The organism is Pelagicoccus sp. SDUM812005, from assembly GCF_031127875.1.
Lineage (GTDB): Bacteria > Verrucomicrobiota > Verrucomicrobiia > Opitutales > Opitutaceae > Pelagicoccus.
Window position 1 is genome coordinate 54,056 of record NZ_JARXIA010000013.1, and the last position, 26,660, is coordinate 80,715.

Annotated in this window: 19 protein-coding genes; 6 read left to right on the forward strand and 13 right to left on the reverse strand. The window is 58.5% G+C overall.

Features of this window, described 5'->3' with window-relative positions; translation table 11 throughout:
- Positions 1-27 precede the first annotated feature (27 nt).
- The gene (locus tag QEH57_RS15305) at positions 28-966 is read left to right on the forward strand and encodes a TIM barrel protein (protein WP_309007633.1); all 939 of its coding nucleotides are present in this window, start codon (positions 28-30) and stop codon (positions 964-966) included.
- Between the two features lie 7 nt (positions 967-973).
- Here the strand turns inward: QEH57_RS15305 and QEH57_RS15310 are convergent, their stop codons facing one another.
- The 5 genes from QEH57_RS15310 to QEH57_RS15330 all read right to left on the reverse strand — a co-directional run bounded on the left by QEH57_RS15310 (position 974) and on the right by QEH57_RS15330 (position 3,662).
- On the reverse strand, positions 974-1,846 hold the full coding sequence (locus tag QEH57_RS15310; RefSeq protein ID WP_309007634.1) for a 1,4-dihydroxy-2-naphthoate polyprenyltransferase: 873 nt from the start codon (positions 1,844-1,846) through the stop codon (positions 974-976).
- 3 nt (positions 1,847-1,849) lie between these two features.
- On the reverse strand, positions 1,850-2,491 hold the full coding sequence (locus QEH57_RS15315) for an HAD-IB family phosphatase (protein WP_309007635.1): 642 nt from the start codon (positions 2,489-2,491) through the stop codon (positions 1,850-1,852).
- Positions 2,492-2,595: 104 nt separating this feature from the next.
- The gene (locus QEH57_RS15320) at positions 2,596-2,847 is read right to left on the reverse strand and encodes a type B 50S ribosomal protein L31 (RefSeq protein WP_191616669.1); all 252 of its coding nucleotides are present in this window, start codon (positions 2,845-2,847) and stop codon (positions 2,596-2,598) included.
- A gap of 28 nt (positions 2,848-2,875) precedes the next feature.
- Positions 2,876-3,001, reverse strand: a complete 126-nt coding sequence (ykgO, locus tag QEH57_RS15325; protein WP_083794514.1) for a type B 50S ribosomal protein L36 — start codon at positions 2,999-3,001, stop codon at positions 2,876-2,878.
- Between the two features lie 97 nt (positions 3,002-3,098).
- The gene (locus tag QEH57_RS15330) at positions 3,099-3,662 is read right to left on the reverse strand and encodes a YqgE/AlgH family protein (protein ID WP_309007636.1); all 564 of its coding nucleotides are present in this window, start codon (positions 3,660-3,662) and stop codon (positions 3,099-3,101) included.
- 156 nt (positions 3,663-3,818) lie between these two features.
- Between QEH57_RS15330 and QEH57_RS15335 the strand changes: the two genes are divergently transcribed.
- The gene (locus QEH57_RS15335; protein ID WP_309007637.1) at positions 3,819-4,574 is read left to right on the forward strand and encodes a Nif3-like dinuclear metal center hexameric protein; all 756 of its coding nucleotides are present in this window, start codon (positions 3,819-3,821) and stop codon (positions 4,572-4,574) included.
- Positions 4,575-4,663: 89 nt separating this feature from the next.
- Positions 4,664-5,092, forward strand: a complete 429-nt coding sequence (aroQ, locus tag QEH57_RS15340; RefSeq protein ID WP_309007638.1) for a type II 3-dehydroquinate dehydratase — start codon at positions 4,664-4,666, stop codon at positions 5,090-5,092.
- Here aroQ and QEH57_RS15345 read toward each other — a convergent pair.
- The 4 genes from QEH57_RS15345 to QEH57_RS15360 form a co-directional block, all read right to left on the reverse strand.
- On the reverse strand, positions 5,053-6,375 hold the full coding sequence (locus tag QEH57_RS15345; RefSeq protein WP_309007639.1) for a hypothetical protein: 1,323 nt from the start codon (positions 6,373-6,375) through the stop codon (positions 5,053-5,055). The genes aroQ and QEH57_RS15345 overlap by 40 nt on opposite strands.
- Positions 6,376-6,514: 139 nt before the next feature.
- Positions 6,515-8,320, reverse strand: coding sequence for a hypothetical protein (locus QEH57_RS15350; RefSeq protein ID WP_309007640.1), 1,806 nt, complete (start codon positions 8,318-8,320; stop codon positions 6,515-6,517).
- The gene (locus QEH57_RS15355) at positions 8,304-9,281 is read right to left on the reverse strand and encodes a trypsin-like peptidase domain-containing protein (protein ID WP_309007641.1); all 978 of its coding nucleotides are present in this window, start codon (positions 9,279-9,281) and stop codon (positions 8,304-8,306) included. Before QEH57_RS15355 ends, QEH57_RS15350 begins: the two co-directional genes overlap by 17 nt.
- The gene (locus QEH57_RS15360; protein ID WP_309007642.1) at positions 9,278-11,431 is read right to left on the reverse strand and encodes a hypothetical protein; all 2,154 of its coding nucleotides are present in this window, start codon (positions 11,429-11,431) and stop codon (positions 9,278-9,280) included. The genes QEH57_RS15355 and QEH57_RS15360 overlap by 4 nt, the downstream gene beginning before the upstream one ends.
- Positions 11,432-11,717: 286 nt before the next feature.
- Here QEH57_RS15360 and QEH57_RS15365 point away from each other — a divergent pair, with 286 nt between their 5' ends.
- Together QEH57_RS15365 and fusA are read left to right on the forward strand one after the other, a co-directional pair.
- Positions 11,718-12,821: a hypothetical protein gene (locus QEH57_RS15365; protein WP_309007643.1), complete on the forward strand. Its 1,104-nt coding sequence runs from the start codon at positions 11,718-11,720 to the stop codon at positions 12,819-12,821.
- A gap of 231 nt (positions 12,822-13,052) precedes the next feature.
- Positions 13,053-15,167: an elongation factor G gene (gene fusA, locus QEH57_RS15370; RefSeq protein ID WP_309007644.1), complete on the forward strand. Its 2,115-nt coding sequence runs from the start codon at positions 13,053-13,055 to the stop codon at positions 15,165-15,167.
- Positions 15,168-15,281: 114 nt separating this feature from the next.
- Here the strand turns inward: fusA and QEH57_RS15375 are convergent, their stop codons facing one another.
- The 4 genes from QEH57_RS15375 to QEH57_RS15390 form a co-directional block, all read right to left on the reverse strand.
- Positions 15,282-16,808 carry a glycoside hydrolase family 30 protein gene (locus QEH57_RS15375; RefSeq protein WP_309007645.1) on the reverse strand — a complete coding sequence of 509 codons (1,527 nt, stop codon included), beginning with the start codon at positions 16,806-16,808 and terminating at the stop codon, positions 15,282-15,284.
- Complete coding sequence (locus tag QEH57_RS15380; protein WP_309007646.1) at positions 16,805-20,275, reverse strand: hypothetical protein; 3,471 nt, start codon at positions 20,273-20,275, stop codon at positions 16,805-16,807. Before QEH57_RS15380 ends, QEH57_RS15375 begins: the two co-directional genes overlap by 4 nt.
- A 394-nt stretch (positions 20,276-20,669) precedes the next feature.
- Positions 20,670-21,134, reverse strand: coding sequence for a hypothetical protein (locus tag QEH57_RS15385; RefSeq protein ID WP_309007647.1), 465 nt, complete (start codon positions 21,132-21,134; stop codon positions 20,670-20,672).
- A 21-nt stretch (positions 21,135-21,155) separates the two neighbouring features.
- Positions 21,156-22,382 (reverse strand): hypothetical protein, encoded by a 1,227-nt coding sequence (locus tag QEH57_RS15390; RefSeq protein WP_309007648.1) that lies wholly within the window; start codon positions 22,380-22,382, stop codon positions 21,156-21,158.
- A 195-nt stretch (positions 22,383-22,577) separates the two neighbouring features.
- Here QEH57_RS15390 and QEH57_RS15395 point away from each other — a divergent pair, with 195 nt between their 5' ends.
- Positions 22,578-26,570 carry a response regulator gene (locus QEH57_RS15395; RefSeq protein ID WP_309007649.1) on the forward strand — a complete coding sequence of 1,331 codons (3,993 nt, stop codon included), beginning with the start codon at positions 22,578-22,580 and terminating at the stop codon, positions 26,568-26,570.
- Positions 26,571-26,660 lie beyond the last annotated feature (90 nt).

Genomic DNA, 26,660 nt, shown 5'->3' on the forward strand with positions numbered 1-26,660 from the left:
CCTAAAGCCATCCAAGCCTAGCCCCCTATGTCTTCCCCCAACCGTCGCGACTTCATCAAGACCAGCGCCCTGCTCGCCGCCGCCAGCGCGCTACCAAAACACGGACTCGCCGCCGCCCGGACCGAGGCACCCGGACTCAACGTGTTTTCCAAGCACCTGCAGTTCCTCGACTATAAGGAACTGGCCAAAGCCGCCAAGGATATCGGCTTCCAAGGCATCGATCTCACGGTCCGCCCCGGCGGCCATGTAGAGCCGGAGCACGTCACCCGCGACCTCCCCAAGGTCGTGGAAGCCTGCCGCAGCCAAGGCTTGGAAACGCCCATGATGACCACTGCCGTCGACGATGCCGACGATCCGCTCGACCAAGCCGTGCTGAAAACCGCCGCCCAGTTCGACATCCGGCGCTACCGCATGAACTGGTATCGCTACCACGAGCAACTCTCGATGCCGGACTCCCTCGGCGAATACCAAAAGAGCATCCAGAAGTTGGATCGCCTCAACCGCGAGCTCGGCCTGATCGGCTGCTACCAAAACCACGCCGGCACGCTGGTCGGAGCTTCCCTCTGGGAAGTCTGGCAAATCCTCCAAAGCGCCTCCCAGGAGCATTTCGGAGTCCAGTACGACATCCGCCACGCCACCGTGGAAGGCGGACGCTCCTGGACCAACGGCTTCCATCTCGTCAAGGACCGCATCAAAACCATCGTCATCAAGGACTGCAAGTGGGAGAAACGGGATGGCCGTACCCACCTGGTCAATACGCCGCTCGGCGAAGGCATGGTCGATTTTCCCCGCTACCTCAAGCTGCTCAAGGAAGCGAAGATCGACGTGCCCATCTCGCTGCACTTCGAGTACGACCTCGGAGGCGCGGAAAAGGGACGCCGCAAGATCGAGAAGTCGCCGGACTTCGTCTTCGAATCGATGGAGAGGGACATCGCCACCTTCCGCCGCCTCTGGGCGGAAGCCTAAGGCTAACTCAGGAGCTCGCCAAGACCGCTCCCGCAAGCAACACGCCCACCAAAAGCAGGAAGGCGGCAGTCTTGGCTAAAACGCCATTCAAGGCCGCTCCAACCGTTCGCTCCAGCCCGCTCGCCAGCTTCAGCCCGAGCGGAAAAGCGAGAAAGGGAATCGCATGCACCGCCCTTCCGGTGGCGGAGACGTAGAGTCCGAGCGACAGGAACGCGGCGACCAACTGCAGCCGATACTGGGCTAAGCCGAAGTTCCTCCCCCACCGGGCGATCAAAGTCATTTTCTTCGCCTTCAAGTCGGTCTCCCTATCCCGGTAGTTGTTCACGACCAGAATGTTATTGGCCAACAAGCCGAGCATCAACCCCAGCAAGGCCGACTCGTAAGTGAGCTCGCCCACGATCACGTAGACCGTGCCCATAGTGGCCACCAAGCCAAAGAAGAAGACCACAAAGACGTCTCCAAGGCCTCGATACGCGAGCGGAAAGGGTCCACCCGTGTATCCATATCCAAATACGATGGAGACCACCCCGACCACCAGAAGCGACCAGTCCCGGTAAGCCACCAGGTTAAGGCCGATCAAGAACGCGACGAGAAAGATGCCAAGCGATGCCCACAACATCTGGCGCGGCGGGATGCGGCCGCTGGCCACCAGTCGCTCCGGACCGACCCGCTCGGGCGTATCCGCCCCGCGAACGTGGTCGTAGTAGTCGTTCGCCATATTGGTCGCGATTTGCACCAGCAAGGCAAACGCGAGACAGATCGACACCGGCCACCAATCGAAAAAGCCCAGGCGCTTCGCCTCGGCCGTGCCGACCAAGATCGGGACCACTGCCGCTGGCAAGGTCTTAGGCCGGGCCGCTTCTATCCAGTCCCGCCACATCCGCTAAGGCAGCAAAGCTGGGATTTCGCTCAGCTTGTAGACGAAATGCTTCGCTTCCGCCTTCACCTTCGCCCGCTCCAAGTAACCGCCGTAGCCGACAAAAAGGTCCACGAAGGGCTGCGTCTCCAAATCGCTGGAACCGTCTCCCACCATCACCGTAAGCTCGGCCGCCGACGCGGCCTTGTCCGCATCGATCACCTTCATCTTACCGCCCATGCGGGAAGTCGGGCAATTTCCGTCGAAGCCCGCATAGTTGCCGTTCTCGTCGAACAGCAAGTCCACCGCCCGCACCTTTTCGATTCCGAGGTGCCGGGCGAAAGGAAGGATGGCCTGGGTCAAGCCGCCGCTCACGATGATCGGCTCCCAGCCCGCTTCCCGCAGCGCGGCCAAGCACTGCAAGGCCGTCGGCTCGATCGTCTCGATGTAGAGCTGGCCGATCCGCTCGCACTCTTCCGCAGTGGGCTTGATCAATTCGAGCCGGGCCCCATAGACGTCCTCGATCGCGATATGCCCATCCATCGCCCGATTGGTCATGTTCTCGCATTCGCGAAAAAGGTCTTCGCCCCGGAGGCGAGCCAGTTCATCGATCCCTTCGATCGAGCTAAGGGTGCTGTCGCAGTCTATGAAGATAAGTTTCTTAGGCATGGGAAAAAGGAGGCATAGAAATCAGGGGGACTCGCCCCCTGTTCAAACAAAAAACCCCCGAGCGGAAGCTCGAGGGTTTTGAAAAGTCGTAGGCAGTCTGGCGACTAGCGGCGGCGACGGAACTTGTTCTGGAACTTCTCCACGCGGCCCGCGGTGTCGACGAAACGCTTTTCGCCGGTGTACACAGGGTGGGAGTCCATAGTGATGTCGCGGAATACCTTAACGCACTCGACGCCGTCCACGGTCTCAGTCTGATGACCCTTGGCAGGGATTGTGGAGTTCGTTACGAACTTCTTTCCCGTCGAAACGTCGACGAAGACAGTTGGGTTATAATCTGGATGAATACCTTTTTTCACGGCGAAAAGTTAAGCGGTTTAGAGCGAATTAACCCTGACGGGCCTTGAAACGCGGGTTGGTCTTGCAGATCACGTACAATCTTCCCTTGCGACGTACAACTTGGCAGTCGGGGTGACGTGTCTTAGCGGACTTGAGTGATGACACTACTTTCATAAGGGGCGTAAAAAGAACGAGTCGAATCCCCCCTGTCAATAGAGGAATCGCTAAATATCGCCGCTCTTTTCGCAGCCTCCCGCCCGCAACCTCTCGCTCAGTTGCAGTCCGGATCCTTCGGGACCATGGAAAGCAGTCCCAGTTCCGGATTCACTTCCATGATCAGGTGCCGCCAAAGGTCCGGCCCGTCCTTGCTGGAAATCGATTCCGCGTCCACGTCCGACACCACCCAGGCATTGGACTCGAGCTCGCTGAGCAGCTGCCCCTCGCTCCAGCCCGAGTAGCCCTTGAAAGCCCGGAAGACCAGATCCGGGTCCTCCTGCATCTTGGACTGGGCCACCACCGGCTCCATGCCGAAAAACAACTGGAACTGCCCCATGTCGGGCACCAGCTTCCAGGCGGCCAATATAATCTGGTTCGGATTCACCGGCCCGCCCACGTAAACCGGCACATGCCCCAAGCCGCACTCGTTGAACTCGGAACTGAGCTGCCCCAAGCGCTCGCCGGTGCTGTGGTTGAGCACGACCCCCAGCGATCCCGATTCCTCATGCCGCGTCATAAGGACCACCGAACTCGCGAAATTCGGGTCCTTGAGGTGCGGGTGGGCCAACAAAAGCGAACCGGCTAGCTGTGGTGAATCATCCTGAGTCTCGTCGTACATGGGTCGTCGTCCTGACCCTTCCAATCTCGAACGAAGCGCTTGCAATGGCGACCAAAAAGTTAGGCCGCCCGCAGGCTGACCTTGCCCTCCTCCCCGCCAATCGCTTCCCTTCTCTCCCCAAGAAACTTCCTTCAATATATAAAAGAAGCACACCACATGATCCCGCTCTCGGATATCGTCTCCTTCTGCGACCAACGCGCCCAGACCCACCAAGTCAAAGACTTCAGCGGAGCCCTCAACGGCCTGCAGTTCGCCAACGACGGAGTCGTCACCAAAGTCGGAGCCGCCGTGGACGCCGGCCTCGTGCCTTTCCAGAAAGCGGTTGAAGCGAAGATCGACTTCCTCATCGTGCACCACGGCATGTTCTGGAGCGGAGCCAAGCGGGTCGTCGGCTCCGAGTACGAAAAGATCCGAGCCCTGGTCGACGGAAACCTCGCCGTCTACTCCTGCCACCTCCCGCTCGACGCCCATACCGAAATCGGCAACAACGCCATCCTCGCCAAAAAGCTGGGCATCGCCCCCGCCGGCAGCTTCCTCCCCTACGAAGGCACCGACATCGGCTTCATCGGCAGCTGGACCAGCAGCCGCGCCGACCTGCGGGCCGCCCTCAAAGGCCTCTTCGGACCAAAGTTCTCCGCCATGGAGTTCGGCTCCCGCTCCCCCAAGAAGATCTGCGTGCTTTCGGGCAGCGGCGCCAGCGCCATCGAACACGTCAAGGCCACCGGGGCCGACACCTTCATCACCGGCGAACTCCGCCAGCACCACTTCAACTACGCCCAGGAAGAAGGCCTCAACGTGTATGCCTGCGGCCACTACGCCACCGAGACCTTCGGCATCTCGGCCCTCGCCGCCGAAGCCGCCAAGAAATTCAGCCTCAAGTGGGAGTTCATCAAAACCGACTGCCCGCTGTAAGCCGCTAAAGCGCCGGGCCGCTCCATAGCCAGCGCCCCCCTGCATTTCGGCATGTACAAATAGGCAGAACTCTAGCAAAACCCTTCACCATGAAGAAGATCGCTGTACTCAACGGACCCAACCTCAACCGCCTCGGAAAACGCGAGCCGGAAATCTACGGTTCGAAGACGCTCGACGATATCGCGACCGAGCTTCGTAGCGCCTTTCCGGATACCGAGTTCGAATTCTTCCAGTCCAACCACGAAGGCGCCCTCGTCGACAAGTTCAGCGAACTGGCGGAATCCGACACGCACGGCGTCGTCTTCAATCCCGCAGCCTACTCCCACACCAGCGTCGCCCTGCGCGACGCCATCAGCGGAGCGGGCCTTCCAGTGATCGAAGTCCACATCAGCAACATCCACTCCCGCGAAGCCTTCCGCCACCACTCCTACACCGCGGAGGTTTCCCGCGGCGTGATTACCGGACTTGGCACCGACGGCTACCGCTTCGCCGTGGCCGCGTTGCTCGACTTGCCGTAGCGGTCCACTTGCTCGAAGACGAGCCAACCGTGCTCGCGGAGCTGCAGCTTGGCAATGGGCGAAACTTGTCCGGAAACCCAGATCTCGCGCTTCTCCGCCATCAGCTCCTCGGACAAGAGCGCCTCGTACACCAGCGGCGTCCAGTGCAAGTAGTCCACCGCGAGCGGATAGATATCGTATCCACGATCCGAACACGCGTACAGCATGCCCCGACGCTCGCCAATGGTCGCGATCCGGGCCACCCGTTCGCTATAGGAAACCAGCACTTCCAAGGTACGGATCATCAGCTCCGCATCCTCGTCGTTTTCCGCCCGCAAGGCGAAGTCCACCAAAAACGCGATATCGCCCGAGTCCTTGAGGCTCTTGAAACCGAAGCATAGCTCCATCTTTTCCGTAAGCGAATAGATCGGCGTATCGCGAAACTCGTGGATCAAGCCCTTCTCCAAGCCCAGGTCCTTCAAGGTATCCACGATCTCGCGCTCCAGCTGGTGGGCAGGCCTATCCCAAACGAGCTCCCTCGCCTTGCCCGCATAGGAAAACACCTCGCTGGAAGGCACTGCAAAGTCACCCGCGAAACCGCCCAAGGAGGAGGCCCAGGCGATGCGCCCGAGGGCCTCTTGCAAAACTTCGTTCTTGGAATACGGATCCACTCCGAGCTGGCGAGCCCAGCGACGCTTGGCCGAATCGTGCCCGAGGTGCTTGCGGCTGAGCTTCCCCGCGGAGCTGACGAGCTTCTTCTTCTTCCCCTTGGGCTCCTCGACGGTCGGCTCCGGCTCTTCCTTGTCGTCCTTGCTACGGTACTCGCGGTAGCTTTCCAAAGCCTTGTCCGAACCGCGGCGCACCTGGTAGAGCTTCCCTCCAAGGTAGCGCACCACCCCGCCCGGCAAGCCGGTGACCGCCGCCACCGGACGCTTGGCAACCCCTACCGTAGTGGCTACCGGACTGGTCAAACTGCTTGAAAGCGAACTGGCAAAAGCCTCGCTCTGGCTCACTTCCGCCAGCTTCCGGATCACTTCCAGCTCATGCAGCAGCGTTTCCAGCTGCGGCACCCCCCGCACTTGAAAGTTCCCATAGGTCGAAGTCACTCGGAAGGTATAGGCGAACTCCCGCACTTCCACCATCGGCGAAACCGTGTACGCCTCCGTTCGCAGCTTCACCTGGGGCGCCACGTCCCGAGCGAAAAGGATCGGCGGTCCTTCCGTCGGCTCCCGGACGCTAGCCAAGGAAGCGACGCCACCAAGGAGCAAGGAGGCAATCAGGGCAAAAATTCGGAACGGCAACATACAGAGGTGGAAACTGAGAAAACGGCAGAATCGGTTTAGTTCCTCGAATCTCATCGACGAATCCCGTCCAGCCACAATGACAAAAACGCCGTTCCCCCGAAAAGAGAAACGGCGTGAGTAAAAGGTTAGGTCGAAGCGCTTACTTGTACTGGTTCGACCCTTCGAGGATGATACCGCTTTCGTTGTGGTACATGCGGCTGAAGGTCACTCCGAGCAAGCCGTCGAGCTCCTCTTCGCTCGGGAAGAGGCCGATCGCCCGCTCCATCAACTCGGCTGCGTCCTCGCCTGCCGTCATGCGCATGGTGTTGGCGAGCGACTTGAAGACGGGCACCAAGCTCTTGAGGATCTCCTCGCCCCGCGAGTAGCTGAACAGCGTACCTGGCTTCACGTTCGCCTCGGCGATGAACGAGCGGAACTCGCTGCTGTTGGCCAAGGCAGCCTCGCCTTCCGGCAAATTCGTCAAGGTTGAGAAGATCCGGCTGGAGGTTTCCTCGGAACCGACTGCGAAAACAAGTTTCCCCTTGCCGTGGGCGATGGTGATAACGCCTTGGGTCGGGTCCGACGTGCGAATCCCAGAGAAGCCTTGCTCGTCCACGAGCTCCATGCCCGATTCGGGATTCTGCGCCATGCCCGCCATCATCGCCATGCCGGCCTGCAAGATTTCGGGGCGCGTGAAGTCCATCACCATGGCTTGGGAAGCTCGGGGCAAATCCACGCTGATCCCGTCGGGATTGTCCATGGTCACCACTTCCATCGGATACTCCAAAACATGGATACGCTTGCCGAAGGCCGACATCAAAGTCGGGATATCCGCCTGCAGCATCATCTGCAGCTGACCGTTTGCCATCGCCACCTGCTGCTCGACCTGCTCGGGAGGCATGAACTTCTTAGCCATGTCGATCGCGAAGGCGTAGAGCTTGTTCATGTCGAAGGAAGCGACCGTGTAAGCGTTCACATTGCTCGGCACCCACATCGGCGGCTGGAACTCGAAGAACTCGTTTTCCAGCAGCGTAGCGATGCCCGAGCGCGGAGCCGGCGCCCCTAGGAAAATAGTGGATCGCTCCTGCATATCCACGAAGCCGCTCCAGATGCCAAGCTTGGTGAACGCGTCGAACTCCATCATCTCGAAGGCTTGGCGGTTTTGCGGCGGCAGGAATCCAAACAAAGTCTTCACGTCTCCCAGTACCTCGAGGCGGGTCGGATAGTCCGGCCTTACGGCGCTCACTCCTGAATCGGCGTAGAAGGTGCTCAGGAAGTCGCCACCGCCCTCTTGCTGGGCCGCCAGAAAGCGACCGAGCGCCTCGAGCTCGGCATTCTCGAAAACCTTAGCCTCCTCCATGGAGGTAATCGGCTCCATCACGTTTCCGATCGCGAAGAAGAAGCGGTTCTCCAACTGGGCCACCAAAAAGGACGATCCGTCGGTAAGGTTCTTGATACGGGCTCCGGGACCGCCGGGAAGCTCGAGATCCGTACGCTCGATGTTCTCGTTTTCCGTAGAGCCTTCCAAGACCGCAGAAAAGGCGCGTTCCGCGACTCCGTCCCGCATCTCAGCCCAAACCAGGAAAGTCGGCATCGCCATGTGGTCGGGCACTTCCTGCTGCACCACCGCGGCGCCGAAGTGGCTCCCGACCATCTCGTAAAGGTCGTCCAGCTCCAAGCCAACTTCTCCGAGCTTGCTCAGGAAGTTCCCCTCCTCGTCCTCCGCCTCGATCAAGTCTTCGATGAAGTCCTTGTACTCGGCGATCTTCGCGTCGGAAAACAGGAGCCGTCCGAGCTTCGTGTTTTCCACGTATTGGTCGAGCGTCTCGGGAGAGTTGTCGAAACGGAACGCCGCAACGGTCTCGGCCGGCAGCGATTCGAAGGGGGAGCGGAGATCGGCCGCGTCGAGCGCTGCCGTGGCGGCTACGGAAACGATTCCGCAGAAGAGCTTACTTTGTATTTTCACTAGGGTTAGGTTGGGTTGAATCTGAATCGTCTTCCAATGACTTGCGGTAAGGCGGAGCCAAGTACTTGACCCCGTTTTGCGGGAAGGACGAATCGTAAAGGTAGGTTTCCTTGTTCTCCAGGAAGCTGATCAGCTCCTGCACCGGAATGCCGAAGGCCAGCCCCGCGAACATGGCATGCCCCGCGCAGGCCACGCCGATAACCTCGCCGCGCGAGTTGAAAAGCGGGCCGCCGGAATTACCGGGGTTGATCGCCGCGTCGGTCTGGATAAAGCGCAAGTAGCCGATGGAACGCGTGCGCGAAGATACGATGCCTTGGCTTACGGAACGCTCGAGTCCGAGCGGATTGCCGATCGCGAAAACCAGCGAACCTACGTCCACGCCGTCCCCTTCCGCCAGGACCACCGGCTCGATGGCGACCCCCTTGGCCTCCTCCTCGTCGATCTGCAGCAAAGCCAGATCGCGCACCGGATGCAGGGCCACGATGCGAACCTTCTTGAGCTCCTTGCGCTCGTAGCCGGACTCCGTCTTATTGAAAATGCTTACTGTGATCGCCGTCTCGCGCTCCACCACATGGTAGTTAGTAATCAAATACCCGGACTCGCTGATAAAGAAGCCGCTCCCCAATCCACTGGGCGTCTTGACCATAACCACCGAATCTCCGTAACGCTTGACGAGCTCGTTGACCGGAGCAGCCTTCAGGCGTCCCGTCGTGTAGAGACCATTGCCCAAGTCCGTCGATTCCGCCGGATCCTCGTCCGCCTTCTCGATGGTCAGCACTTGGTCCGCCGGGATCTTCAAGACCTCGAAACCGAGATCCAGCACTACGAAGTTGTCGTCTTTCTTGAGCACCTCCGCAACGATCTCCGTGCCGTTCTGGAACGTGAGACGGTCGAAGCCGACCGCGCAAAGGTGAGCTGACAAAAGGAATGATGCCGTGGCGACGGCTAGGCGTTTAATCATGGTTTGGGATCCCTTGCTAGGTAGATTAATATTCGGTCGTGGCTCGCTAAAACTAAGTCCTGAATGGAATCGCCGTCCAAATCCGCCGCGATCATGCGGTAAGGATTCACGCTGTTGCGATTTCCAGCGTCTTGGCCGTACGGATACTTGTCGTCGTCGTACACCTTCCAGGAAATGACCTCCTCGTAACCGTCGCCACTTTCTCCATACACGATGATATCGCGCTGGGCGTAGTCCACGGTTGCGATTTCGTCGATGCCGTCTCCATCGATATCCACGTCGAAAAGCGTGCCGAGCGTCTTCTTCTCATAGTCGCGACCCGCGTGCTCGTTCGGGTCGACCGCGGAACTGAGCACCAGCTGACGGGAGCGGCCGGGGCTGGGAACGTTGATCGCGTTGGAGCTGATCAGCGTCAATCCTAGCACAGAGTCCATCGAAAGGCTCATGGAGTACGGCACCATCTCTCGGCTAACCGTTTGGAAAATGCCGGACTTATCCATCTTCAGGTGGTGGATGTGCTCGCCGTCCGCCTCCAAGGCGTAGGCCTCGCGCTTCGAAACCGGAGCAAAGGAACGAATCGAGTAATCCCCCTCCAGCATGATCTGGTCGATCACCTCCAGCTTCTCGTCCAGCTTCTGCACCACTCCCCCTTCGGAGAGGTAAAGCGTATCCTCGTGCAGGCGAATGCGCCCGATCTCAGAACCCTTGAATCGCGACGTGGACAACACTGCCTTGCCATCCTCGCCCAAGGTGCAGAACGAGGTGGTCTTGGAGAACTTCTTCTTCACCAGCAGGCGCTCGCCGCCCAGCCAAACCGCGTTTTCGTAGTCGCCGTCGATTCCCTCGAAAACGATCTCGCGAGGCTCCTTCTCCTTGCTGTTCCAAATGGAGAGCACCAGTGACTTGCCCTTCTGCGTCACCCACCAGGTATCGGCCCCGAACTGGTCGAAGGAAAGGAGCTTCCAGTCGCCCGCCTCGATGCCAGCGTCGCCGAGACGCTTGGGGAACGTGAAACGGGCCCCGTCCCAATGGCTGCTATAAATCTGCCCTTCGTCCTCGACCTGGAAAAGCAAGGTCTTCGCCTTGTCCCCAACGGAACGGATCCTCTTGATGTTCTGCAAAACCGGATACGACTTGTCGAAGCTCCAAAACCCGTCCTTCTCGAAATAGACGTTCAGGATCGGCTTGCTGCGACCCAGCTCCACGATGCTCTTCTTGCCTTCGAGCTTGATCGAGGCCCAACCTCCCGCATCCGGCTGGGATAGCGGCAGCAAGTTACGCTTCCCGAACGGCGACTCCTCGCCTAGGCCGAGCTCGTAGAAGCTGATCGTGTTAGCTTGGTTCGCCCCCAGGAATGCGATCTTGGGCCCCGAGCTCGTCCGCAAGGTCCGGGCCACGTTGGTGTTGGTAATCTCCTCGGAGATGCTGACCGCAGGGCGAAACAGCTCCCCTTCCGCTTCGTACCAACGAATCGGGGCCGTCACCGTATTTCGCGCCTCCACGATGTCCAAATCGTCGTCTCCGTCCAAATCGAGGAACCACCAGCGGTTGCGCTCGATGTCGCGCTCGCGCGGCTGCATCCACACCACTTCGTCCGGCTTGCCGTAGTCGATCATCTGGATCCCGTCGCTCATGCTGACCAGGATCTGCAGGTCCTTCTTGAACTTGCGCACGATCACCGGCTGATGGGTGCTGAGCTCGGAATCGGCGATCTCCCACTCCTTGATCGGCTTCCACTCCTCCGCCTTGTTCTTCTTCAGCACGATGAGCTTGCGCGGATCCGTCTGCACCAAAAAGATCTCGTCCACGCCATCTCCCTCGATGTCGTAGACCGTCGCCACTTGCGGCAAGCGCGAGAGCGGCACTTCCACCTTCTCGAAGTCCTCCGCCATGGGCAGGTAGTTGGGGTTCTCTACGCTGGATAGATCCAAGCCATCCCCCTTGCCGACGTAACGATAGAAATCGAGGCGAGACTGACGGGTCTCCACTACCAGGAGGGAGTGGGCTCCGTCCTTCTTTTCCCGAATCGGCATCATTTTGTAGGCTCCGTTATCCGATTTGATAACGCGAAAGCCTTGCCATCCGGGGAATACGCTAGCCGACGCCACAGCGGCAGTCGCGAGAGCAACCAAGGTCAAAAGGGGCTTCATAAAACGAAATTTTCTCACAAGACGAAGTTCGCAGTAATGCGTAAGATCCCACGGGATTGGCCTAATGCAACCATCAAATCCGAGACTCTCAGGACCCTGCTGCGACCCGACACGCCCAGACTACGTTCCCAATCCCCCTCCAATTTAAGGAATTTCGCGACAACCGGCGGCCCTCCCATAAAAATCTCAGCAAAAAGCAGCAGGATCTATGCAAATCTCCGATTAAAATGGTACAATCAGACGAAACGAACAGCCGTTTCTCTTTTAGAAAGGAAAACACCGTACCATGCCCTTACTCCCCCTCTCCCCGCGCCGCCTCCTATGCTTCACCTTAAGCTTGGCGCTCACGGCGTTCTCGTTCGCCCAGGAGGAGGATGGCGAATGGTCGGAGTTCGACGCTTCCGTGGAGACCGTCTCCCCATCGGCCGAATACGAATCCCCCAGCGCGGTCTCAGCCGCCGTTGAAAACGTGCCTTTCCGCCGCCGCATCATGCGCGAGGACGTCACCATTCGCAGCAAGACCCTGCGCCTAGGTTCCGGCAAGAAGGTCCGCCTCGTCTACGGCATACCGAAGAAAGCGAAAAACGTGCCTGCCGTCTTCGTCCTGGACGTCGAAACCAACGCGCTCGCCAACGCCTCCAGCATTCGCAGCTTCGCGATGACCAAGAAGCAGCAGCGCGACTACCTGGAAGCCTCCTACCTGCTCCGCTCCCCCTTCGGCAGCAACATGCTCGGCAACGGCTTCGCGGTCGCCTACATCGTGGCGGACGACCTCGAAACCCTACGCTCCGCCCGGACCCCCGACTGGATCGGCATATTCGACCGCGTGCGCGACCTCAAGGCCGTCGACGGGAACAACGTCTTCCTCTTCTCCACCCGCGAGTATGCCAACCTCTCCGTCTACCTCACCTCCCGCTACAACTTCTCCGGCTTCATCCTCGAGGAGCCCGGCTACCTGCTATTCTCCAACAAGACCCACGAGGACGTCATCAAGAAGTCGGAACGGCTCAGCTCCGAAGAAATCTGGAGAAGCACCGACCCGACCCGCGAATTCGTCTACGAACAGGTGTTCAGCCGCATCAACACCCCCATCATGCTGATTCGCAACCCCGACTCCAACGGCTACGCCTTCAGCGAAAAGACCCTCATCTCCAAGCTCAACCAAACCCGCTCCTACTACGAAACCATCGAGGTCCGCGGCATCGGGCGAGACTTGACCGTTTTTGGCGGAAGCTCCGAAACCGGAGTCATCGACGTCACTCCCAAAGTCTCCTACTACGCGCCCACCGTCAGCAAGTGGGTCTCCGAAATTATCGCCTACATGCGCATAAATTCCTCCGTGGACCCCGTCGCCCTGCGCGACCCCTCCAACATGCGAAGCTGGAAGTAGGCAGCCGCGCTGCGACGAGCCCCCTAGCCACGCAGGCCAAACGTCCTCCACCGGACCTTTGGCCTTCCTTTTTGCAAGTCGTTCCGCGGCCTCGGGATTCGCTTAAAAATCCCCCGTTCGGCGCCGTCTTTTTCCCCCTGATTCTATTATAGCATTGCCACAGGGCGAAGAATCCATACGCGACTTCCTTTCCGCGAGCGCTTTCGCCGCCAAATTTTAAGGAATAAGACCATGGCAACAGACCTATCCAAGTACAGAAACATCGGTATCTTCGCCCACGTTGACGCGGGTAAGACCACCACAACTGAGCGTATTCTCAAGCTCACTGGCAAGATCCACAAGTTGGGCGAAGTTCACGAAGGTGAATCAACCATGGACTTCATGGAGCAGGAAGCCGAGCGCGGTATCACGATCCAGTCCGCGGCGACCACATGTTTCTGGCCAGGCAGCACCCAGCAGTACGAGCCACACCGCTTCAACATCATCGACACCCCAGGTCACGTTGACTTCACCATCGAAGTTTACCGTTCCCTCAAGGTCCTCGACGGCGGCATCGGCGTATTCTGCGGATCCGGCGGCGTTGAGCCACAGTCCGAAACCAACTGGCGCTACGCCAACGAGTCCGAAGTTGCCCGTATCATCTACGTCAACAAGCTCGACCGTATCGGCGCCGACTTCTTCCGCGTCGTCAAGCAAGTCGAGAACCGCCTCGGCGCTCGTCCGCTCGTCATGGTTCTCCCCATCGGCCGCGAAAGCGAACTCAAGGGAGTCGTCGACCTCCTCACCCGCAAGGCATGGGTTTGGGACGAATCCGGCGACCCATTGAGCTACACCATCGAAGACGTACCCGCCGACATGGTGGACGCCGTCGAAGAGTGGCGCGAAAAGCTCATCGAAACTGCCGTCGAGCAGGACGACGAGCTCATGGAAGGCTACCTCGAAGGTAACGAGCCGACCGTCGAACAGCTCAAGAAGTGCATCCGCAAGGGTACGATCAACCTCGACTTCTTCCCCACCTACTGCGGCTCTTCCTTCAAGAACAAGGGCGTACAGAACGTGCTCGACGGCGTCGTCGACTACCTCCCCAACCCGACCGAAGTTAAGCCACAGCCAGAAGTGGACGTCGAAGGTAATGAAACCGGCAAGGTCTGCGTGGTCGATCCTAAGCGTCCCGTCCGCGCCCTCGCGTTCAAGATCATGGACGACAAGTACGGCGCCCTGACCTTCTTCCGCATCTACTCCGGAACGATCTCCAAGGGCTCCTCCCTGCTCAACACTTTCACCGGCAAGACCGAGCGTATCGGCCGTATCGTCGAGATGCACGCGGACAGCCGTAACGAAGTCGATTCCTGCCAAGCGGGCGACATCGTAGCCTTCCTCGGCATGAAGACCGTCCAGACCGGTCACACCCTCGCCGACGAAAACGATCCTGCCACGCTCGAGCCAATGGTCTTCCCAGACCCCGTTATCTCGATCGCCATCACTCCAAAGGACAAGGCCAACGCTGAAAAGCTCGGCGTCGCCCTCGGAAAGATGGTTGCAGAAGACCCGTCCTTCCGCGTCGAAACCGACGAAGACTCCGGCGAAACCATCCTCAAGGGCATGGGCGAGCTTCACCTCGACATCAAGGTCGACATCCTCAAGCGCACCTACGGAGCCGAAGTGCTCGTCGGCAAGCCACAGGTTGCCTACCGCGAATCGATCACGACCCCGATCTCCGACAGCTACACGCACAAGAAGCAGTCCGGCGGTTCCGGTCAGTACGGTAAGATCGAGTACACCATCGAGCCAGGCGAGCCAGGTTCCGGCTTCCAGTTCGAATCCCAGGTTGTGGGCGGTAACGTTCCTAAGGAATTCTGGCCAGCCGTTGAAAAGGGCTTCAAGCAGTCCGTCGATCGCGGTGTCCTCGCCGGCTACCCAGTGGTCGACGTCAAGGTTGCCCTCACCGACGGTGGCTACCACCCAGTCGACTCCTCGGCAGTGGCTTTCGAAATCGCAGCCAAGGCCGCGTACCGCCAGTCCATGCCGAAGGCGAGCCCGCAGATCCTCGAGCCAATCATGAAGGTCGACGTCTTCGTCCAAGAAGAGAACATCGGCGACGTTATCGGCGACCTCAACCGCCGCCGCGGCATGATCAAGGAACAGGACTCCACTCCAACCGGCGTACAGATCAAGGCAGACGCTCCGCTTTCCGAAATGTTCGGTTACATCGGATCGCTCCGCACCATGACCTCCGGTCGCGGTCAGTTCTCCATGGAGTTCTCGCACTACGCTCCTTGCCCACGCAACGTTTCCGAGGAAGTCATCAAGGCTGCCCTCGAGCGCGAAGAGGCCAAGAAGAAGTAGTCACCGCTTCGATACAAAGCTTTCAAAGCAAACGCCCGGCTCTCACGAGCCGGGCGTTTTTCGTTGGCAAGCTACGCAAAGAAAAGGCCCTCGATCTTCGAGGGCCCGTATCGTTTAACGAAAGACCAAGGTCTGGATCGCTTGGCTAGGGATCGTAAGCCTATGCCGCTCCCCTTCCAGGCCTAGCTCGTAGGAAACCGGGCGATCGCCGGAGTTGAAGACCACCGCCACCACGCTACCGTCTTCGTTGATCGCAGCCGTGCTCATCAGCTCCTCGCTGGTCGTCTCGATCCCGATACGCTCCGCCCCAGGGCGAATGTAACGGGAGAAATGAGCCATCGCGTAATAGAGCGGCGTGTAAAAAACCGTCTGGGTTTCCCCATCGACGAGAACCGGAGCTCCGCAATAGTTCCCCACGTGGTTCGGACCTCCGCGAAAATCGAGAACCATGTTCCAGTCGATCCAACCATTCACCCAATGGTTCATGCAACCGATCATGTCGCGAACATAACGGTTAACCGGGACATACACCGGGTGATCCGCCTTCTGCTCCTCAGCCGCCCACATAGGGCCCCAATCGGTCGCTTCCTTTCTCCAATACCAGTCGCTCTCCAACCAAACGCCCAGCGGCTCGTCATCGCCTAGAGCATCGATACAGCCCTCGGACTGGATGATCTCGAAGTCGGGAAACTTCGCATGCACCGCGTCCAGAGTTTCCCCATAGTAGTCCACCGTGCTGGAATACCAGTGCACCGCCGTTCCGGCCACATACTGGGATGCCTCCTCATCGCCCAGAATCTCATCGGTCCACTCCTGCACGTGATTGCGATTCTGGTCGAAGATATACACCTTCGTATCCAATTCTTCGTCACGCAAAACGGGACCGAGGTGGTTCTTGATAAAACTGCCCATCTCCTCTGGACCAAAGTGCAAGCTTTCCCAGTTCGCATCGTTGCCCTCGGGTTCGTTCACCGGCGTCAGCCCCCAGATCTTCACCCCTTCCGCCTCGTAGGCTTTCAGATACTTCGCGATGTAGCGCGCAAAAGTCCTTTCGTGCTCCGGCTTCAACGATCCGCCAAACCAAGTCTCGTTGTCCTTCATCCAAGGCGGCGCCGTCCACGGGGAGGCAAGCAACTCGAACTGAGCTCCCCCCACCGCCTGGGCATCCTTGATCAAGGGCAACAGCAGCTTCCGGTCATGCTCGATCGTAAAATGCTCCAGATCGACATCGCCCGCAACGGGAGCGTAGCTGTAGCTGCCCAAGGAAAAGTCGCAGCTTCCGATGTGCGTCCGCATCAAGGAATACCCCGCTCCCTCAGGACTGAAGTAGGCGGACAATACTTCCGCCCGCTTTTCAGCCGGAAGCTGAGACAGAGCAAAGGCGGCGCTCTCCGTAAACGCCCCGCCGAAGCCCCGCATGCGTTGATAGCGGGCTTCGGGATCGAGACGGATCTCCAACGCGGCCGGCGCATCGCTGCGCAGGCTTTCGGCGGAACGCAAAGTCATGCTGTCGCCCGCTCGAGACGTCTGGTAGATTTCCAAGGAGCGGTCCGCAGCATCGGCTCGAACCGATCCCAAAGCGAAGGCTGCGCTCGCAAGCGCCAGCAACAGCCGGCTTCTATTTGCTCGTAGAATAGTCATTGTGTTTGGCATAGGGTTTTTGAGGGAATCGACACCAGCACCTGCGCAACGGCTCCGGTTCGAGAAAAGAGGCTCGCAGACTCTTCCACGCTGAGCTCCAGCTTCGAACGCTGCGTCACGCGGCCATCCGAGAGCGTCAGGCTCACTCCCGCCTCCTCCGCGATCCGAAAGACAAAGGGCGTCTGGCAATAGGTGAACGCCAAGGTACCTGCCTCCAATTCGACAGACTGAACGCCTCCAGCGACATCGATATACTCAAACGTATCCACATCCTGAATAAACTCGGACTCCTTCAGCAACTTAGGATCGAAACGTATCCGCCCTTCCGATACTCGAACGCCAAGCTCACCCCAGCGCGAAAGGATATCTTCCTTCACCTGTCCCGTCATCCCCGGTTGCTGAGCGCCCATATGCTTCGGCGTATGCGAGTAGGCATCGATTGGGAACGCTCCGTAGGCCGCCGGCGACTTGTCGAAACCTAAGCCACTCAAACACTCGAAGTAGTGGCCGACCAAGGACTCGTAGGCCGCCTTCCCCTCCGCCTTCAGGCAATTCTCCTGAATCGCCAACACCAGCTTCGAGACCATGTGCCAATAGACGCTGCCCAGACCTTCGTACGCGAAGAAGGTACCGGAGCGACCGGTAAAGCTTCGATGGTCGAAAGTCTCCTCGAACAACTCCAAAACCTCGCGTACCCTTTCCTCGTTCCCCAAGATTTCGTAGTCCGCAGCCAAGCGCCCTAGGGCCAACTCGACATCGCCCGCGTTCTTGAACGAGCCATTGAAGCGAAAGACGCCGCGACTATCCTGGGCGATAATCCTCTCGTCACCGCTAGCCAACATCGCCTGCAGCGCCGCGCAGCGCTCCACCTTCTCGGAAGACACTCGATTCTTTTCCAGGAATCGCGGCAGATCCTTGTCTGGATACAGCATGTAGCTCTGCACGTCCTCTCGGTAGAGTCGGCTCCGCCGCAAGCCATCCAGCAATTCCACAGCCGCTTCAGGCGCCAATCGATTGGAGCTCAACGCAGCCACCTGCCCTTCCAGCATCTCTGGCAAGCGGCCAATCTCGACAGCCTCCGCTCCGCTGGGACGCAACAAATTGTAGGAATGGTACATCGCGTCGGAACGGCGATTCGAATCGATCGAATGCCCGACGAACCGTTCCGCTCGCTTCAAGAAGCCGCGCAAAACGTCTAGCTTCAATTCTACCCGCGAAACGCCTAGCCGACCTCCGTATACAGATTCCCGATACGCTTCGCCGGACTCCCCGAGAGCCTCCAACAATTGGTAACGCGTCTCGGCATCCGTCCCCTTTTCCAGAACCGGTTCGAAACGCTCGAAGATCCCATCCAGCTCCACCAAAAAGGTCGCCACCTTTTCATCGACGTTCAGCTCTCGCTCAGCAGGGATCGCATCCACGAGGGGCGCCAAAAACTCGAGGTAACGATTCACATAACAAAGCGTCACCACCGAAACTCCGTAGCCCACCAGCGCATTGTTCGCATCATTCCACTCCGGCCGCTGCGTATTCATCCAAATACCACCGTCGAGGACGAAATTCGACAGCTTCGCCAACAGCGGAGAAAGCAGTTTCTCCATCAAATTCGCCCGCACGATTTCCCCTTCGTCGTTTCGCAAGAGCTTGCCGTCCGCTCCGATCTTTCCCTCTCGCTCGCCTAAGACTTCGGAGGCTGCATCGTCGTAGAAAACGGTTTGGCGAGGATCCTTCCAGATCGAAGCAAAGCCACGAATGCGATACGGCACGTGAGCATAGACAAAGAGTTCCTTATCGCAAAGTTCCACCAGTGCCGCAGGAGCGTGCCGGTGCAACGCTTCGAGCAGTTTGAGAAGGTAGATGACCTGATGGTCTCCCCAATACCCGATATTCGACCACGGCTCATTCGGATCCAAGGTTTCCCAATCGAACCCATCCCTCGTCACCCGGTAGGGATTGTAGCCGTCAGCCGTAGTCGCATTCAGGAAACGGAAGATCATTCCTGTCAGGTATTCTGGATACGCATACCCCAAGGGTTCCCAGTTTTGGAAGATATCGCGCCAGTTACCCTGATAGGCCAAGACTGGATTTCCTTCCTCGTCCTGCGTCTCGATGGAAAACTTGTTCCAAGGGCGGCTTGGATCGCCGTGACGCCTGCTGAACGAAAGCGGAAGGTACTCGCAGGCCAAGCGAAACAAGTCTGGATCTTGCCGCCCCTCGGCCCACTCCACAAGATCGCCGCGGCTAACGCTGGCTCCGAGCACCGTTTCTAGGGACGCGTACTTCTCTCCCAACGGCTTGTTCCAAGACCCGAGGTACCGACAGAAGTCAGCAACCGAAATCCTGTAGCCGTCGTTGAAGACTCCGCCTCTCATAACGTTGAACAAGGTGTTGGAACGGTGCCGGGCGTCTCGAATGGGATTGGCCGTAAGCTGCAGTCCGTCGCTGGCGCCCACCTTCGAACGCAAGAGTCGCTGGTTTTCGAGAAAATCCTTCCTCAGTTCCTCAGCCAGGCTCGGGGCGCCGTTCAAGGTTTCGCGCAAGCGCTCGATCTGCCCGGCATCCTGCTCGATTTCCGCAGCCATCCACCATTGCCTCTCTTCGTTTCCAGCCAACTGGAAGGAGGATTCCACGAAGTAGGAACAGCGCTCTCCTCGCGTCTCCTCCTCGGCTACGAGCGCCTCCCCTTTGCGAAACGCCTCCAACTGCCTCGAGCAAAGCAACACGCAGTCACGGTCAATTCCCGTTGACCACGCCACGCTGGCCTTCAGCCCCTCGCTCGGCTCCGCTCTATCGGTAGGAATCGAGCTGAGATAATAAATTCCCAGCCCTTCTTCCGGCAGCAATTCGTTCTTCTTGTACGCGTCGGCCAGATTGCTGAAGTGGCTAACGAAATTCTGGTCGAGGCCATAAGGTACCAAATTTTGGATACCATCGAGAACGCGCACCGTGACCGGCTCCTCCGAAAGTCGCTCCAGCGACGCCTGGCGAATGAACCCGTACTGCTCCCCCATCATCCAAGAATAGCGAAAACGCAGGCCCAGCTCCGAATCCTCCTCCTCGAAGACCACCCGATTGCCGTCGATGCTCTTGTAGAGGTTGCGGCATCGCGCCGTACCACGAATTTCACTACGAAACGGTTCCCATAAGACCGCCCCCACCCCAATATCGACCCAAAGCAAGGTACAGCTCCCGACCGTCCGGAAGGACTCGAACAACTTGTCCTGCGTGCAATAAGGGAAAAGCGCGTGGTCCGCGTTCCGACGGCCCGCCGTGAGAGCGCCGTTGCTGGCGGCGAACATCCAGTGGTTCGTACCGCTTACCACATTCATCAGAAACGGATCCATGCGATCCACCTCCGCAATCCGGTAAAACGGTTCTCCTTCGATGACAACGAAACCGCTCTCCTCCGCGGCTCCCTGCGTTCCTTCGCGCTTACGCGCCTTCGATACGGGGTAATCTAACTGCATAGTCTTGGGTCTCCGAGGGTTCCCGCCGCGAGAACCACTCCCGTAGCGAGCTAGGGAATATACGAAACCATTAGGTGCACTTTAATGCAATCATATTTTCGTTCAGTTTAGGCTTCTACGCATGCAGGTTCCTCATTATCCGAGAGTTAGGCTCGCCAAATTTTATGCGATCGCCTGGGACTGGACCTGAATTCGCTCCAGCTTTCGACAGCATTCCCCGCTCGCCTAGGGACAAACCGGCGGGTGAAGAGACTGCCAACGTTAGCCCGATATCCCACAGCCCGTTCCGTTAAACGTAGTCGCCCTCTCACTACACGAAAAAGCGCCCGGCTCTCATAAGCTGGGCGCTTCGACTAGTGAAAAGAATTAGCCTGGAAGCCGGCGTTTCGCCTGCCTACAGCGAGGCGAGATTGACCGTGAACTGGGAGCGGCCCACGAGGCCCAACTCTATCCTACGCAGCGTTTCCACATTGTTGGTCGAAGAGACGATGCCGATCGCGCCTTCATTGGTTTCGATGAACTTAACCAGGTCTTCCATGCTGGAAAACATCTTAGGCATCTTGCCTCTGCCACTGAAAGCGATCCGCTGCCAGTGGTTCTTGAACTTGTTGGTCGTCATTCCAGAATAGCGGGACAGCGCGTCGTCCACGCTCGGGTCAGACTTCAAGATAGCGATCACTACCTCAGAGCCCGAGCTCCAAAATTTCTCCTTCCCGATCAACATCAGCTTGAGCGACTCCTTGTCGATCTGCTCATCGTTGCGAGGATTCGCCACAACTTCGGTGGCGACTGCGTTCGACGCGAAGCTGCAACCCAGTGCCGCACAGGCGAGAACGCTTAGAAAGTTTCGTAATTTCATGTCCGTTCTAAAGGTTTCAGTTTAAAAGAAAAAGGTGCTCTTCGCCGCGAACAAGGTCCAGTTTCGTTCTGACCGGATCGGGTTCTGGTTGAACTCGTTGAAGAGCCGGCTCGTCCCGAAAAGGGAGTGGACCTCCGTTTTCAAGGTCCAGAAATCGGTCACGTCGTACCTTAGCGACAGCTGCATGTCCTCGGTCACGGAATCGGGCCCGCCCGACGACAACAAACCGCCGCCGTTCTCTTCCGAATAGGTAACAGCCGCTTCGAAACGGCCGAGTCGCCGCGCCAGGCTGGCGTACCAAGTTCTCGCCTTGGACTTGCCCGGCCCACCGGATACCACGGTACCGGCTATCGAGCTAACGGCGTCGTAACTCGTCGTCGATTCCGCGTATTCGCTGGTTAAATTCCACTCGCCCACGAAGTATTCCAAAGACAGCTGCTCGATCTTCAAGGTGAAGTCGCTGAACTCGCTTCTCAGCGGCAAGCCTGCAAAGTAGGGGTTCGGATGGTACGCCGAAATGGAACCCGTGATCGCCGCTTCGACTTCTGACATTTCCGTCACGCCAAAGCCGATTCGCAGGCCGTCAATTCCAGGGCTCAACCAAAGCTGGGCTCCTCGATTGTCCGCTGCCTCGATATACTCGACCGCAAGGTTATCCGCAGCCTGCGACATCGCCGTCAAGGCCACTCCGCCCACGCCGCCATCCGGCTCGAGCTCGACCACGCCCCCATAGACCACATAGTCCAGGTAAGCGTCGTTCCAAAGATCTATATTGCCGTAAAGGGAGGCGCCGTCCAGTGCCGCGCTGATATCACGGAATCTTTGGTCGTACATGCCGATAGGCAGCAGGATGCTCGTGCGCGACAGGTCGATATCCTGCACATGGGTGTAGATCCCCTGCTCGCGCTTCACCCTTCCGAAACGTACGCCAAACTCGCGCTTCACGTTATAGTCCAGGAACAGGTAATCCACCATGGGATCGTAGTTCCCGTACGGACCGAGCTCGAACGCGAAAATCTGACCGTTCACCGTTAGACGGTCTTTCGGCGTCCAGGACGCATTGAGGCCGAGTTCGGAAAAAGCGGTCGTTCCACCCTCGGTGTCAGCAGGGTAGTTGTAGTGGGAGCTTTCCAAGTACCCCGTACTCACGAAGCCGCTCAAGCGGAGATCTGACTTCAGACCGCTCGACCAAACACTGGACGCAAGGAGCAAGCTGATTGCTGGTAAGGTAGCTTTTTTAAAGTTCATTTTACGGATCAATCGATAGTAAACTCGAAGGTAAGGCAGTTCTGCTATCGGTCTCCTCCACCGAAAATGAAGCGAATCTTTTATTCCTCTTTCAAAAAGAAGTAAGGGAAACCCGCTCTAAATACGCGATTTGTAATATTCAGGGTAAAAATTAGATAAAGTGGGACGATAAATAAGATCTCCTTTATCACATCCGTGCAGATCGCCAAGAGACTCAGAATCGTTCCCACTCTGATCCTACTCCTGTTCACCCCGCATTCCAGCTGGGCGTTCAACGGAGTTGGGAAGCCGATCGTCGCCCGCATCCCAGCCGAAAGCATCTACGGAACCAACGAGTACCTCGCTCTCGAGGAAGACACCGCCGGTCGCCTCTACGCCATATTCGAAGACGCGGTCGTATTCTCCAACGGCGAGAAATGGCACCCCGTCGGAAGCGTACCTCCCGGCAAGATAAGCGGCACCCTCTTCGTCGATCCCCACCTCCTCTACATTGGCACCGATGACGACTTCGGCAGAATCGACACCCACCCGGACAACGCCTTCCAGTACCAATCGCTCGCGCCCCTGTTCGCTGCTCATGCACCGGACGCCGCCGGCTGGTCGCCCCAGCTCGTAGATGAGAGCGGACGCATCGTCGCTCTGGCCTCCACCGGCGAAGTCGCCCGCTTGGGAACGGACGATTCGCTCGAAATTTGGCCAACCGACGGCAAGCAGATCCATAGCCTGATCACCTTCCAAGAGCGCCTCTACGCGTTCACCGCTGACGAGAAAATTGCGGAATTGAGCAGCGACGGCACCCTCGAATGGCTAGCTTGCGAAGGTCTGCCCTACGCCATCGATTCGCAGCTTCACCTTCCCGACGGCGACCTGCTCCTATCCGTTCCCCACGCCGGCCTCTATCGCTGGGACGCCCAGGACCTTAGGGCCTTCCCCGTCAATTCCCTCCTCAAGGACATTGCCCACGAGGTGAAAAATGTCACCCGGATCGATGCCAACCGGATCGCGGCCATCACCCGCAACAACGGATTAGCCGTATTCACTACGGAAGGACACTTCGAATACGCCGTCACCGAACTCGCCAACATCCAAAGCAAAAGCATCCAGCGCATCTACCTGGCCAACGACAGTTCCCTTTGGGTTGCCCATAGCTCAGGCCTCTTCCGGGTCGACCTCAACTCCAAGCTCTCCTTGTTCGACCATCGCCACGGACTCGAAGGAGCCCCTATCCAGATCGAAAAGCACCAAGGCAGCACCTACTTCGGAACCCAATCCGGACTCTACCAATACCACTCGAACTCCGCCAACATCAGCAATACCTTCGAGCTGGTAGGCTCCATCGAACGAATCCACCAGCTCCTCCCCGTTCCCGACGGCCTGATCGTCGCCGGGAAGGCAGGCATCCGCCTCGTCAAGAGCAAGCGAAGCGCTCCCCTAAGCGCCACTCCTACCCAACGCCTCATCCCTTCCCAAAGCGATCCGGAACGCATATACACACTCTCCCAAAGCCACCTCTGGCTCCTGCAAAAAGCCAACAAAGGTTCCTTTCTCCACGCCCCGATAACCGAGCTCCAAACCCTCCGCTTCACTACGCTGGAGCAGGACAAGTTCGATAACCTCTGGTTCATCGACGACCAAAGACGCGTGGGACGGATCGAAACGAGCGACCCCGCGTATCCGGTCCACTACTACACCACCGTCGAACAAGAGACTCGGCTCCTCATCGTCGGAGCCGAAGTCGTCCTGCTCAATTCCCAAAACACCTTCAAAGCCTTCGATTCGGAAACCAAGACCTTCCAGCCCAAGGACGACTGGGACCTCCTCTCCGACAGCGCCTTCCTCTCATCCTTCACAACCCTCGTAGCGGACTCCGACTACAACCTCTGGGTCAACAAAGACGCCGTTTCCGGAACCCTAGCCCCATTGCCTCCCGGAGAATACTTCAAAGGACTCAAGAACCTCGCCCACGGCTCCCACTACAAAGCCACCACCTTCGCAGTGGACGAACAAGAGCTGTGGATCGCCAACCCCTCCGGCGCCATCCTGACCAACATCTCCTACGACCCGCCTGAAATCCGCGAAGTCGATACCCGCATTACCAATATCCTAAACTTGGATACAGGCTCCAAAATTGTGGCCGACGCGAAAAGGAACGCGAACGCTGACTCCCCCCTGAAGCTCCCCTACCAAAGCCGCTCGCTCCGCTTCGAGTTCACGCTGGAAAACTACGAGACGCCCCACCTGAACCAGTACCAAGTTCACCTGGAAGGCTACCAAAACGACTGGGGAAAATTCACGCGGGCCAACTACAAAGAGTATCCAAACCTTCCGCCGGGCAACTACACCTTCAAAGTCGTCGGCATGAACGACTACGGCGAAAGCGGCGAAATAGAGTCCTTCGCGTTCAGCATCTCTCCCCCACTCTACGCCAACGCCTACGCCTACGCCCTCTACCTCGCTAGCCTCGGTTTCGCCGTCTCCATGCTCTTCCGGCTACGCAGCCGCAAGCTGCGCGAAAGCAACCTCGAGCTCGCCCGCATCGTCGAAGCCAGAACCGCCGAGGTCGAAAAGCAGGCCAAGGACCTAAGCCAGAAAAACCGGATGCTCGAGGAATCCCTCAACGAATCCGTCACCCTCGCCCGCCAAGCCCAAGCAGCCGACAACGCCAAGTCCGAGTTCCTCGCGAACATGTCGCACGAGATCCGAACCCCTATGAATGGCATCCTCGGCATGTGCAGCATGCTGCAGGATACCCAGCTCGACGACGACCAAAGCTCCTTCCTCAACACCATCCAAAATTCCAGCGAGTCCCTGCTCACCATCATCAACGACATCCTCGACTACTCGAAAATCGAGGCCGGAAAACTTGAGATCGAGGAACTCCCCTTCTGCCTCCGAAACTGCGTCGAGGAAATCGTCGAACTGCTCAGCCACTCCACCCGCGAAAAAGGCATCGAGCTCCAATACCGCATCCATCCCGACATCGACACCACGCGCATCGGCGACCCCACCCGCATCCGCCAAATTCTCGTAAACCTCTCCGGCAACGCGATCAAGTTCACCGAAAAAGGCTCCGTCCGCATCGACCTCGACTCCGCTGGCGACGACCTCATCCGCTTCCGCATCACCGACACCGGCATCGGGATTCCCAAAGAAAAGCTCGGAAACCTCTTCAAGGCCTTCACCCAAGTCGACGCTTCCACCGCCCGCCGCTACGGAGGTACCGGACTCGGACTCTCCATCTCGAAAAGCCTCGTCCAGCGCATGGGCGGAGAAATTGGAGCCGAAAGCGAAGAGGGCAAAGGAAGCTGCTTCCACTTCACCATCCACTGCCCGCCCGCGCCCGCCAACAGCCCGAGCCAGCCGCTCCCCAGCTTTCCCGCCAGCACCGAAGCCCTGCTCATCCATCCCTCCGCCTCCGAAACCGAGATCCTGGCCGAACTCGCCCGGGCGAACAACATTCAGCTTCGTTCCGCCAGCACCCTCGAAGACGCCCTGCATATCCTCGAGAAACGCGCCCTTCCCTTCGACTTCATCTGGGCCCTCCATCCCATGGGCAACACCGACGGCCCCACCCTCGCGGAGAAAGTCCGGACCCACCCCCTCTCCGCCCACACTCCCGTCATCCTCTTCGCGCACGAAACCGGCTCCGACCCACTCATCGCATTTCGAAAAACCAAACGCAACGACTGTATCCAGATCCCCATACGCCAAAGCCTGCTTCTCAAGGCCAGCCACAACTCGATACAAGCGCACGTCGAAACCCCAGTTCCCCAAAAGTCGCAATCCAAGACGCCAGAAGCGAACCACCAGATCCGCATCCTCCTCGTCGACGACAATCCCATCAACATCAAGGTCGCCAAGCACGCCCTCAAGAAAATTGGGTACACCGGCGACACCGCCTGCAACGGAATCGAAGCCCTCGAAGCGATGCAAAAGGCCAACTACGACATCATTCTCATGGACGCCCAGATGCCGGAAATGGACGGATTCGAGGCCACGCGACGCATCCGCGAAGACTTCCCCCTCCATCGACAGCCGCGCATCATCGCCATGACCGCAGGCGCAACCGAACTCGATCGCAAGAAATGCAACGACTCCGGCATGAACGGATTCGTCAGCAAACCCATCAAACTCGACACCCTAAAGCAAGCGATCGAAACCGAGCTCGCCTTCCTCGACAAAAACTAAGCTCGCAACAGAGCGACGCCCGCGCGGCCCCCATTTTCCGAGACAGACGGCCCGCTTTCTCTTCGACAAGCCCCTCCCGATCTGGAATCT